At 72.5% G+C, this 11,678-nt stretch carries 8 protein-coding genes and 1 riboswitch; of the genes, 5 read left to right on the top strand and 3 right to left on the bottom strand.

Going from position 1 to position 11,678, the window contains the following annotated elements; genetic code table 11:
* The first annotated feature begins 190 nt into the window (after positions 1 to 190).
* The 5 genes from HCC61_RS20905 (at position 191) to HCC61_RS20885 (ending at position 7,224) form a co-directional block, all read left to right on the top strand.
* Positions 191 to 1,741 (top strand): sodium:solute symporter, encoded by a 1,551-nt coding sequence (locus HCC61_RS20905; RefSeq protein ID WP_169137505.1) that lies wholly within the window; start codon positions 191 to 193, stop codon positions 1,739 to 1,741.
* A 93-nt stretch (positions 1,742 to 1,834) separates the two neighbouring features.
* Positions 1,835 to 3,535, top strand: coding sequence for a thiamine pyrophosphate-binding protein (locus tag HCC61_RS20900; protein WP_169137504.1), 1,701 nt, complete (start codon positions 1,835 to 1,837; stop codon positions 3,533 to 3,535).
* A 262-nt stretch (positions 3,536 to 3,797) separates the two neighbouring features.
* Positions 3,798 to 4,676, top strand: coding sequence for an ATP-binding cassette domain-containing protein (locus tag HCC61_RS20895; RefSeq protein WP_169137503.1), 879 nt, complete (start codon positions 3,798 to 3,800; stop codon positions 4,674 to 4,676).
* Complete coding sequence (locus HCC61_RS20890) at positions 4,658 to 5,956, top strand: hypothetical protein (protein ID WP_169137502.1); 1,299 nt, start codon at positions 4,658 to 4,660, stop codon at positions 5,954 to 5,956. Before HCC61_RS20895 ends, HCC61_RS20890 begins: the two co-directional genes overlap by 19 nt.
* A gap of 170 nt (positions 5,957 to 6,126) precedes the next feature.
* The gene (locus HCC61_RS20885; protein ID WP_169137501.1) at positions 6,127 to 7,224 is read left to right on the top strand and encodes an LOG family protein; all 1,098 of its coding nucleotides are present in this window, start codon (positions 6,127 to 6,129) and stop codon (positions 7,222 to 7,224) included.
* Positions 7,225 to 7,426: 202 nt separating this feature from the next.
* Here the strand turns inward: HCC61_RS20885 and HCC61_RS20880 are convergent, their stop codons facing one another.
* The 3 genes from HCC61_RS20880 to HCC61_RS20870 all read right to left on the bottom strand — a co-directional run bounded on the left by HCC61_RS20880 (position 7,427) and on the right by HCC61_RS20870 (position 11,459).
* Positions 7,427 to 8,482: an ABC transporter ATP-binding protein gene (locus HCC61_RS20880; protein WP_169137500.1), complete on the bottom strand. Its 1,056-nt coding sequence runs from the start codon at positions 8,480 to 8,482 to the stop codon at positions 7,427 to 7,429.
* Complete coding sequence (locus tag HCC61_RS20875) at positions 8,482 to 10,191, bottom strand: iron ABC transporter permease (protein WP_206322812.1); 1,710 nt, start codon at positions 10,189 to 10,191, stop codon at positions 8,482 to 8,484. The genes HCC61_RS20880 and HCC61_RS20875 overlap by 1 nt, the downstream gene beginning before the upstream one ends.
* Positions 10,192 to 10,376: 185 nt before the next feature.
* On the bottom strand, positions 10,377 to 11,459 hold the full coding sequence (locus HCC61_RS20870; RefSeq protein WP_169137499.1) for a thiamine ABC transporter substrate-binding protein: 1,083 nt from the start codon (positions 11,457 to 11,459) through the stop codon (positions 10,377 to 10,379).
* A riboswitch (TPP riboswitch) is annotated at positions 11,456 to 11,603 on the bottom strand. It overlaps the preceding gene by 4 nt.
* Positions 11,604 to 11,678 lie beyond the last annotated feature (75 nt).

Raw genomic sequence — 11,678 nt, 5'->3', positions numbered from 1 at the left:
CCCTCCTCTGCCTCGCGAGACGACGAGCCGACGTGCTCTTCGCCATGCTCCGCGACGGCACCTTCTACGACCCCAAGCCCACCCCCACGGGTTGACGAAACCCATAGGGACACCCCCCCCCCGCATCTCCCCTCTCCGCCTTCCCCTCCCCCCCCTTCTCCCCTCCCTCCGCTCGGTCCGAGGAGCGCTCATGGCCGTCGACTACGCAGTGATCATCATCTATCTCGTGGGCATGCTCGCCGTCGGCTGGTGGGGCATGCGCCGCGCCAAGTCCAAGAGCGACTTCCTCGTCGCGGGCCGCCGCCTCGGCCCGGCCATGTACTCCGGCACGATGGCGGCGATCGTGCTCGGCGGCGCCTCGACGATCGGCGGGGTCGGACTGGGCTACCAGTACGGACTCTCCGGCGCCTGGCTGGTGTTCGCGATCGGCTTCGGACTGCTGGCCCTGAGCCTGTTCTTCTCCGCCCGCATCTCGCGGCTGAAGGTCTACACGGTCAGCCAGATGCTCGACCTGCGGTACGGCGGCTCGTCCTCGGTGATCTCGGGCGCGGTGATGTGGGCGTACACGCTGATGCTCGCCGTCACATCCACGATCGCCTACGCCACGATCTTCGACGTCATCTTCGGGCTGGACCGCACCCTGGCGATCATGCTCGGGGGCGGCATCGTCATCGCGTACTCGACGCTCGGCGGCATGTGGTCGATCACGCTGACGGACATGGCGCAGTTCGTGGTCAAGTCGGTCGGCGTGCTGCTTCTGCTGCTGCCCATCGCCGTGTGGAAGGCGGGCGGCATCGACGGCATGCAGAAGCAGTTGCCGGACGACTACTTCGCCCCCATGAACATCGGCGTGGAGACGGTCTTCACATACGTGCTGATCTACTCGTTCGGCATGCTCATCGGGCAGGACATCTGGCAGCGCGTGTTCACCGCGCGCAGCGACACCGTCGCGCGCAACGGCGGCTCCGTGGCCGGTGTCTACTGCCTCGTCTACGCGGTCGCCGGCGCCGTGATCGGCACCTCCGCCAAGGCGCTCTTCCCGAAGCTGGACAGCCCCGACGCCGCCTTCGCCACGATCGTCGGCGAGGCGCTGCCGGTCGGGGTGAAGGGCCTGGTGCTGGCCGCGGCGCTCTCCGCGGTGATGTCGACCTCGTCGGGCGCACTGATCGCGTGCGCGACCGTCGCCAACAACGACATCTGGAAGCGGCTGCGCCGCACACCGCCCGAGCCCGCCGCGGCGGACGAAGCGGGCGGCGGCGGAGGCCATGACGAGGTGCGCGGCAACCGCGTCTTCATCCTGATCATGGGCCTGGCGGTCGTGGTGATATCCATCGCGCTCAACGACGTCGTAGAGGCACTGACCGTGGCGTACAACCTGCTCGTCGGCGGGCTGCTGGTGCCGATCCTCGGCGGCCTCGTCTGGAAGCGCGGCACCGCGAACGGGGCGCTGTCGGCCGTGGCCGTCGGCGGTACGGCGGTCGTCGCGATGATGGTCTGGAAGGGCGTGCTCGCCAACGAGGCCATCTACTACGGGCTGTTGGCCTCGCTGCTCGCATACGTCGTGGTCAGCCTGGCGGGGAAGCCGACGGATCCGGCGGTGCTGGCCGAGTGGCGTGCCCGGCTCGCGGGCCGTACGAGCACCGGGGCGGAAGCGGAACCGGACGCGGCGGACGCAGCAGGCGCAGCGGGCGCGGAGGACGCGGGCGGAAAGCCCGGCAGCGGCGCCCCCGCCGGAGTCTGACCGCGCACCTCACCCGCACCTCACCCGCACCTCACCGGCACCCGCCCCCACCCGGCCGTCCCTGTCCCGACGTCGAAAGGCCCGAGCCCCCGCATGGCCCAGGCATCTCCCTCCGAGTCCCCGTCCGCGCCCCCCGCTTCGCCGGCCGCCGCGGTCCGCACGGGCGGCGATCTCGTCGCCGAATCCCTCACCGCCCTCGGCGCGCGCACCATCTTCGGACTGCCCGGGCAGCACGCGCTCGGCGCCTTCGACGCCGTACGCCGCTCCCCGCTGTCATACGTGGGCCTGCGAATGGAGAACAACGCGGGCTTCGCCGCCGACGCGTACGCCCGCGTCACCGGCACCGTCACACCGCTGCTGATCTCCACCGGGCCCGGTGCGCTGATGTCGCTCGCCGCGCTCCAGGAGTCGGCGGCGGCGTCGGCGCCCGTACTGGGCATCAGCAGCCAGGTGCCGACGTCCGGCCTGGGCGGCGGACGCAAGGGGTATCTGCACGAACTCCGCGACCAGCAGGCCTCGTTCCGCGACGTCGTGAAGTCCGTGCGTACGGTGCGGGCCGTCTCGCAGATCCCCTCGGCGCTCGCGGCGGCATGGGCCGACGCGCTGGAGGCCCCCTGCGGGCCGGTCTGGGTCGAGATCCCGCAGGACGTCCTCCTCGCGCCCACCGACGTGCCGCGCCCCGGCTCGCTCGGCGCCGCGGACGGTCCGGCGCGGCCACGCCCGCTGCCCGACCGGCCCGAACTCACGGCGCGCGCCGCGGCGTTGCTCAACGCGGCCGAGCGCCCGGCCGTGCTCGCCGGAGGCGGCGTCGTACGCGCCGGGGCCCAGGCACAGCTGCTGGCACTCGCGGATGCCCTGGACGCCCCCGTCGCCACCACCTTCGGCGGAAAGGGCGCCTTCCCCGTCGGCCACCGGCTCTCGCTCGGCTCCTGGCTGGAGGACCGGCACACGACCGACTTCCTCGCGGGCGCCGACGTGCTGCTCGTCGTCGGCTCCGGACTCGGCGAACTCTCCTCCAACTACCACACGTTCGCGCCCCGCGGCCGCGTCGTCCACATCGAGGCAGACCTGGGCAAGCTGGAGGCCAACCACCCCGCCCTCGGCATCCACGCCGACGCCCGCTCGGCACTCGAAGCCCTCGCCGCCGCCGTCGTCCCGCGCCCGGCGGGCCGGGCAGAAGCTGAGGTGGCCGCGCTGCTGGAACGTGTCCACGCCCGGCTCGACTCCCAGGGCCTCGACCTCGAACAGCGCGTGCTGGGCGCCGTGCGCCACGCCCTCCCGGACGACTCGCCCAGCTTCTGGGACATGACGATCCTCGCGTACTGGGCATGGTCGGCCTTCGACCCCCGAGAGGGCGCCATGCACTCCGCCCAGGGAGCCGGCGGCCTCGGCTACGGCTTCCCCGCCGCGCTCGGCGCCGCCGCCGCGGACCCCGCGCGCAGCACCCCGGTCCTCGCCGTCTCGGGCGACGGCGGCGCCATGTACTCCATCGCCGAACTCGCCACCGCCCGCCAGTACGGCCTCCCCGTGACCTGGCTCATCGTCGACGACGGCGGCTACGGCATCCTCCGTACGTACATGAACGAGGCCTTCGGCGAGACGACCGGCACCGAACTGGCCCGGCCCGACTTCGTCGCGCTCGCGGAGTCGTTCGGCGTCCCCGCGGTCCGCACCGCACCGGACCGGCTACGCGAGGACCTGTCGGCGGCGCTCGCGGCCCCCGGCCCCTCGGTGGTGGTCCTCCCCGCCGAACTGCGGATGTTCGCCCCGACCCACCTCACGAACGAGGACTGAGCCGCCGTCCCCGGGCCCGGCCCGTCCCGGCGGGCCGGGCCCGCGGCGAGGCCCGGGCAGGGCCGCGGAGGACGCGAACTGGCGGGGCCATCTGCGAGGCCCGTTCGGTGGAATCTGCGCCGCGCCCCGGCGGATGGCGACGGATGGCCGCCACCCTCTCCTTACGGTTCCTGTGACCGACCGCCCGGGGCCCCTCTTCACCCTTCCGTGGGACAGGGCCGGGCAGGGACCAGCAGAGCCAAGGTGAGTGGAGGTGCCCTCAGTGGCAGCACCCCCGGACAACGACGTGCTCTGGGCACGCGGACTGCATTACTCGTACGGCGGTTCCCCCGCACTTCAAGGCGTATCGATCGGCGTCCGCGCCGGCGAGATCGTCTCCGTCACCGGACCCCGAGGCAGCGGCAAGACGACTCTGCTGAGCTGCCTGTCGGGTCAACTCACCCCGCACGACGGTGAGATCTGGTTCAACAGCGTGCCCGTGCACACCCTCTCCCGCACCTCGCGCGAACGGCTGCGGCGCGACCGCTTCGGCTGGGTCGGCAGCGAACCGCAGCTCATCCCGGAACTGACCGCATGGGAGAACGCCGCGCTGCCGATGCTGCTGTGCGGCGCCGGTTCACGCGCCGCCCGCAAGGCAGCCGTCGAGTGGCTGGAACGGCTCGACGTCGGCGACTGCGCGCGCAAGCGCCCCTCGGCACTGCGCCAGTCGCAGCGTCAGCGCGTGGCCATCGCCCGCGCCCTCGCGCCCGCCCCCGCGATCGTCTTCGCCGACGAGCCGACCGCCCCGCTGCACCAGGCGGAGCGCGCCCAGGTGCTGCGCACCCTGACCACCGCAGCCCGTACCCACGACATCACCGTGGTGCTCACCACCCACGACCCGGCGGTGATGCTGCCGAAGGTGACACCGGGAGACCCGGAGGCGGCGGACGCGGTGGGACCCACGCTCGCGGACCGCAACCTCACGCTCGTCGACGGACGGCTCGACGGCGGCCTGGTCCCCCCGGCCCCCGGCGGCACGACCACGGGCGACGGCGACGACAACGGCGGGGACGGCGAAGCCGGTGGCAAGGGCATGGCCACGGGCGACGGCGACTCGGACGGCGAAGACTCCAAGGGTGCCGCGTGCTCGCTCTCCGTCTGACCCGCGGGGGTCACCCGCTGACGCTGCTGCGCCGCCTGCTGGTGGCGTGCGCGACGTCCGTCGTGGGATTCCTGCTTCTCGCCGCCCTGAGTCATGCCCTCTCCCACCCGCAGCAGCCCGGCGGTTCGCTGGTCCGGCTGGTGTGGTGTCTCGTACCGCTCGCGGCGGCAGTGCAGTTCGCCGCGGCGGTCGCCCGTACGGAACCGGGCTCGCGGTCGCGTTCCGCACTGGACGCCGCCGGCATCGGACCGGCGCGGGTCCCGGTGCTCGCCGCCGCCTCGACCGCCATGTCGTCCCTGCTGGGCAGCGCCGTGGCGCTCGTGATCTATCTCTATCTGCGCGGGCAGCTGGCGTCGGCGCCCTTCGGCGGGGCCGCGATGCGGATGCTGGCCGCCGACCGTCCGCTGCCCGTCGCCGCGACGGTCGTGCTGCTGTGCGTTCCGCCGCTGGCGGCCGCGTGCGCCGCGGCGTTGGCGACGCGGCCCGGTGTGCTGCCGGCATTGGCGGGCGGCACGGCGGGCGCCGGCGGGGGCTCCGTCGGCGTCGGCGGCGGGGCCGGCGGTGCGCACACCGCCCGTGCCGTAGCGGACGGAAATGCGGAGGGACAACGGGAGCACGCGGCAGACGACCGTGACGGACAGCCCCTGCGGATCCTGCCCGGCTCGCTTCCCGCGTCGGTCACCCTGCCGTGGGGCGCCGCGTTCATGGCGGCGGGGCTCGCGGCGGAGACATACGCGAGCCGGTCGCCCAAGCCGCTGTCGCTGTCGGCCGTGCTGTCCAACAGCGCGCCCGGCGTGCTGGGCGGCTGGCTGCTCACCGCGATGGGTCTCGTACTGGCCGGCCCCGGACTCACCCAGCTGTGCGGGCGGTTGCTGTCCGTCGGCAGGCCCGGTGCCGTACGCCTGCTGGCGGGGCGGGTGCTCCAGCAGGAGTCGGCGCGCATCGGACGGCCGCTGGGCGTGCTGTGCGCGGTGGCCGCGGGCGGACTGGCGGCCTCCGAACTCTACGGCGCATCACCGCAGGCCGGTGCGCGGATGTTCGGGCCGCTGACGCTGCTCGGAGCCGCGCTGGTGGTCGTCTGCGTCACGGCGAGCGCGCTGACGGCGGCAGCGGAGTCACGCGCGGCTCGCAAACCCGCCAACGCCGCCCTGGTCAAGCTCGGCGCTCCGCGACGGCTGCTGCGCGGGGCGGCGGCGCTCCGCGCGATCGTCGTGTGCGGCGTACTGGGCGCGCTGACCTGGGCGGTGGGACAGCTCGCCGCGCTTCCGCTTACGTCCTGAGGCGGCACTGGCTGGCGGCGGTGCCGATGTTGCGCCGTCGTCCACCGCTTCCGCCGGAGCACCAGAGGCGGCCCCCTTTCCAGTAGAGGGGGCCGCCTTTCGCATCCAGCAAGGGCCCGCCTTTAGCACAAGCGGAGCCGCCCCGGCCGCGTGACGCCTACGCTGAGCGGATGCTCGACCACGAGATAGAGACCCTCGAAGAGTTCGACGACGTCGTGGAGGCGACCGGTTCGCTCAGCGGCTGGCGAGTGCAGTCGGTAGACCTGCGGGAACGGGGCGCGGCTCTGGCCTCGGCAGAGACCGAGGGCGCCGTCTTCCTGGGCTGTGCGATGGCCGCGGAGTCGGTACTGCGGGTGCAGGAGAGCGGCGGGCTGGTCTTCCCGCCGGTGCCGGGGCTGCCGTTCGACCCGTACCGTGGGCGGCTCTACGCTCCCGAAGAGCTCTTCGACGGACTCGCGGGCGGATACGAGCGGACACCCGACGCCCGCTCGTACGACTGGTTCCAGCGGACGAAGAACGACGGCGACGTCTTCTCCTCGATGCTCCGCGCCGTGCACGACGACGCGATCTCCGACGCCCTCGACGAACAGCTCGTCGGCGCACGGGTGGTGGGCGTCATGGGAGGCCACAAGCTGGCGCGCGGCAGCGATGCGTACGCGGGCGCCGCGCACCTCGGACGCGCTCTCGCCCGCGCCGGGCACACCGTCGCGACGGGTGGCGGCCCGGGTGCGATGGAGGCCGCCAACCTCGGTGCGTACTCGGCGCCCTTCGAGGACGGAATGCTGAGCAAGGCGCTGGAGATGCTCTCGGCGGCGCCGGACTTCGCGGCGTCGGTGGGCGAGTGGGCGCGTGCGGCCTTCGAGGTACGGGAGGGCTGGCCCGGGGGCGGTGCGTCGGTGGGGATCCCGACGTGGTTCTACGGACACGAGCCGCCGAACGCGTTCGCGCAGCACATCGCGAAGTACTTCGTCAACGCGGTACGTGAGGACGGCCTGCTGGCACGGTCGAACGCGGGCGTGGTCTTCCTGCCGGGCGCGGCCGGCACCGTACAGGAGATCTTCGACAACGCGACGCCGAACTACTACCAGTCGCGCGGCGCCCCGACGCCGATGGTGCTGGTCGACGAGGAGCACTGGACGCGGACGCTGCCGTGCTGGCCACTGCTTCAGGCGCTGGCCCGGGAAAGGCCGATGGCCTCACGGATCGCCCTGGCGGCGTCGGTCGAGGAGGTCCCGGAGACCCTGGCGCGGCTGACAGCGGACGGATGACGGATGGCGGCTTGCAGGTGACAGGCGGCCGATGACGGGCGACAGATGACAGACCACCGATGACGGATGGCAGATGACAGCTGACAGCTGACAGCTGACAGCTGACAGCTGACGGCGTTTGTCATCCGTCAGCTGTTATCTGCCAGTCGTCATCCCTCAACTGCCGTCCGCCAGTTGTCACTTGTGTCGCTTGTGTCACTTGTCAGTCGGCCCTCGCCCCTGACCCTGCGCCGAGCCGCACCACGTCCCGCCCGTCGGGGAAGGTGACACCGACGCGGGTCCCCGGCTCCGGCGCCTCACGCAGTGCGCAGGCGGCCTCCAGCCGCGGGCCGCTGTCCGGGCTGAGCAACAGCGTCACCGCTCCCGCGTCGCCACCACGGAAGGTGCGCGCCTCGACGGTGCACGCCAGCCCGTCCTCCGGTTCGGTGAGCCGCACGGCGCCAGGGCGTACGAGCAGTCGGCACGCGCCCTCCGGAGTGCCGTCCTCTACGGGCAGCTTGCCCCACGGCGTCTCGGCGGCGCCGCCGTGGACCGTCGCGTCCACGACGTTGTCGAATCCGAGGAAACGGGCGACGAATTCGGAGGCGGGCCGCAGCCACACCTCCAGCGGCGTGCCCGCCTGCGCGACGCGGCCTTCGTTCATCACGACGACGCGGTCGGCCAGTACGAACGCCTCCGCCTGGTCGTGCGTGACGGCCAGCACGGTGGTGCGCAACCGGCGGAAGAGCGCGCGGAGTTCGACGACGAGGCGTTCGCGCAGTCCCCGGTCCAGCTGACCGAGCGGCTCGTCCAGCATCAGCAGCCGCGGCTGCGGTGCAAGCGCCCGCGCCAGGGCGACGCGCTGCTGTTCGCCGCCGGACAGGGAGGTGACCGCGCGCCGCCGGGCGCCGGGGAGGCCGACGAGGCCGAGCAGTTCGTCGACGCGCTCGTCCGTCTCGCGCCGGCCGGTACCGCGCATGCGCAGGCCGAACTCGACGTTGCCGCCCACGTCGCGCTGGGGGAAGAGCTGGTGGTCCTGGAACATCAGCCCGACTTCCCGGCGGTGCGGCGGCACACCGGCCTGGTCCTGCCCGTTGAGCACGACCCGCCCCGAGTCCGGGGCGTGCAGCCCGGCTATGACGCGCAGCAGCGTCGACTTGCCGCTTCCGCTGGGGCCGAGGACGCACACCGTCTCGTGGTCCGCGACCTCCAGGTCCACGCCGTCCAGTGCGCGCCGCCCGGCGCCGAAACCGGCGGTCACACCGTCGAGTCGCAGCATCAGAACTCCCCCGAGGGATGGGTGCGTATCCGTTCCAGCGCGAGGAGCGTCACCGCGCACACGAGCATCAGCAGTGTGCTCATCGCCATCGCCTGCCCGTAGTTGACCTCACCGGCCCGGCCCAGGAAGCGGGCCACGGCCACGGGGAGGGTCGGTGCGTCGGGACGGGCGATGAACACCGTCGCGCCGAACTCGCCGAGCGAGACCGCGAAGGCGAAGCCCGCGGCGACGACCAGCGCACGGCCGACCAAGGGCAGATCCACCTCGCGCCACGCCCGCAGCGGCGAGGCGCCGAGCACGGCCGCGGCCTCACGCAGCCGTACGTCGACGGCCCGCAGCACCGGCAGCAGCGTCCGTATCACGAAGGGAACGCCGACCAGTGCCTGCGCCACGGGGACGATCATCCACGACGAACGCAGGTCCAGCGGCGGTTCGTCGAGCGCGACGAGGAAGCCGAAGCCGACGGTGACCGCTGACGTGCCGAGCGGGAGCATCAGCATGGAGTCGAAGCCGCGCACCAGCCGGCCGACCGCTCCCTCGCTGCCGCCTTCGGCCCCGGAGCGCCCGTTCGCGGCTCCCGCCCCGGCGCCCGTGCCCGCAGCCGCCCCCGTCCGTACGGTCAGTGCCGCGGCCGCGAGCCCCCCGATGACGAGCGCGATCAGCGTCGCGACGGCGGCGTACGCGAGGGAGTTCCCGACGGCGTCCACGGGCGGCACGGTGAAGGTGGCGGTGGTCGTGCCGCCGTCCGTAATCCGCCCCAGCGCACGGTAGTTGGCGAGTCCGTAGCCGTCGGGCCCGTCGAAGGAGCGCAGCGTCAGCACGGCGAGCGGCACGAGGACCAGCAGCGCGGTCACCGCCAGTACGGCACCCGGCAGCACCCACTCCACGGCTCCGCGGGGCCGCCGCGCGGTCTGCTCGGCGGGGACCATGCTCAGCGCGGACTGCCGCCTACGCATGGTGCGCGCGTGCACGGCCAGCAGCGCCGTGACCGTCGCGAACTGGATCAGCGTGAGAACGGCGGCCGTCGGCAGGTCGAGCAGTGCGGCGGTCTGCCGGTAGATCTCGACTTCGAGCGTGGCGTAGCGGGGACCGCCGAGCACCTGGATCACGCCGAAGGACGTGAAGGTGAAGAGGAAGACGATCAGTGCGGCGGCGGCGACCGACGGTGCGAGCGCGGGCAGCGTGACGCGGCGCCACGCCGCGAAGCGGCTCGCACCGAGCACCCGCGCGGCCTCCTCCTGGCGCGGGTCGAGCTGGGACCAGAGGCCGCCGACGGTCCGTACGACGACCGCGTAGTTGATGAAGACGTGGGCGAGGAGGATCGCCCAGACACCGGAGTCGAGGCGCAGCCCGACCCACTCGTCCAGCAGGCCACCGCGCCCCAGCAGCGCCAGGAACGCCGAGCCCACGACGACCGTCGGCAGTACGAACGGGACGGTGACGACGGCGCGCAGCAGCTGTTTCCCCGGGAAGTCGAACCGCGCGAAGACATACGCCGCGGGCAGCGCGAGCGCCAGCGTGCACGCGGTCGAGGCCGCCGCCTGCCAGACCGTGAACCACAGCACGTGGAGGGTGTCCGGGTCGGAGACGACCTGGGTAAGGTGCCCCGGACGCCAGCCGCCGGTGCTCCCGTCGCGCAGGCCGCGCGCGACGATCGCCGCCACGGGGTAGGCGAAGAAGACCGCGAAGAAGGCGACGGGCGGCGCCATCAACGCGAGACGCACGGCGCTTCCCATGCCCCTGCCGCTGCCCCTGCCCGATCCCGTGCCCGTACGGGCACTCCTGCCCGTACGGGTGCCGCTGCCTCCCGTACCGTCGACGCCGCGCGGCCGCCTCGGCGCCGGGCCTCCGGTCACCGGCTCCGACTCCCGCTCCGCGCCCGCCGGTTGCTCCGCTACTTCACGACGAGCGACGTCCACGACTTGATCCACTCTTCGCGGTGCGCGTCGATCTCAGCCGGGTCCATGGCGGCGGCGCCCTCCACCCTGCCCCCGTACTTCCTGAACACCTCGGGTACTTCGGCGTCTTCGCGGGCGGGGTCGACGAACATCTGAAGCGGCAGGTCCTCCTGGAACTTCCTGCTCAGCATGTAGTCGAGCAGCGCCTTGCCGCCCTTGGCGTTGCGTGCGCCGTCCAGCAGCCCGGCGAACTCCGTCTGCTGGAAGCACGTCCGGTCCGCGACGCCCGTCGGTGCCTTCGCCGGCAGCGGCTTCTTGCCGATCACCTCGGCGGGCGGGCTGGTCGCGTAGGAGACGACGAGCGGGCGGTCGCCCTTGCCCTTGCCGCCGTTCGAGCCGCTGAAACGGTCGTTGTACGCCTGCTCCCAGCCGTCGACGACTTCGACGCCGTTCGCACGCAGCTTCTTCCAGTAGCCCTTCCAGCCGTCCTTCCCGTACTTATCGACGGTGGCCAGCAGAAATCCCAGGCCGGGCGAGGACGTTGCGGCGTTCGGGGTGACGAGGAGGTTCTTGTACTCGGGATCCGCGAGGTCGCCCAGGGACCGGGGCGGCGCCAAGTGCCGCTTCTCGAACCACTTCCGGTCGTAGTTCACGCATATCTCGCCGGAGTCGACGGGCGTGACTCGGTGCCGCTTCGCGTCGAGTTGCAGCTTCTCCGGTACGTGGCCGAGGCCGTCGGCCTTGTACGGGCTGAAGACGCCCTTGCCGAGGGCCCTTGACAGCAGGGTGTTGTCGACGCCGAAGAAGACGTCGCCCTGCGGATTGCCCTTGTTGAGCACGGCCTGGTTGACGGCGGCGCCCGCGTCGCCGCCCCGCAGCACCTTCACCTTGTAGCCGGTGCGCTCGGTGAACTCCGCGAGTACGGGCTTGGATACGGCGAAGGAGTCGTGGGTGACGAGGGTGACGGTCTTGTCGTCCTCACCGCCGCCCCCGCCCGATCCGCAGGCGGTGAGCACCCCGGTGAGGGCGAGAACGGTCGTGGTGACGGCGGCGCCCGCGCGCAGCACGTGCTTGCTCATACGGCTCATCGACTTCCTACCCGGCATGACCCGGGCGAGGTTCGAGGGTCTGCGGGCCGTACCTGGCTGCGTACATGTGCGTGCACATGGCGCGTGCGTGACGGCCGCACTCTCAGCGCTGAGTGCGCTCCCCTGTCGGTCTGTTGTCTGTTGTCTCTTGCGGGAGCCCTGATCCGGACGAAGGGTTGATGTGCCTGCGACAAGGCGCCCTTCGACGAA

Source organism: Streptomyces sp. HNM0575 (assembly GCF_012726265.1).
In the GTDB taxonomy this organism is placed as follows: Bacteria; Actinomycetota; Actinomycetes; order Streptomycetales; family Streptomycetaceae; genus Streptomyces.
This window is presented reverse-complemented; position numbering and strand designations above follow the sequence as displayed.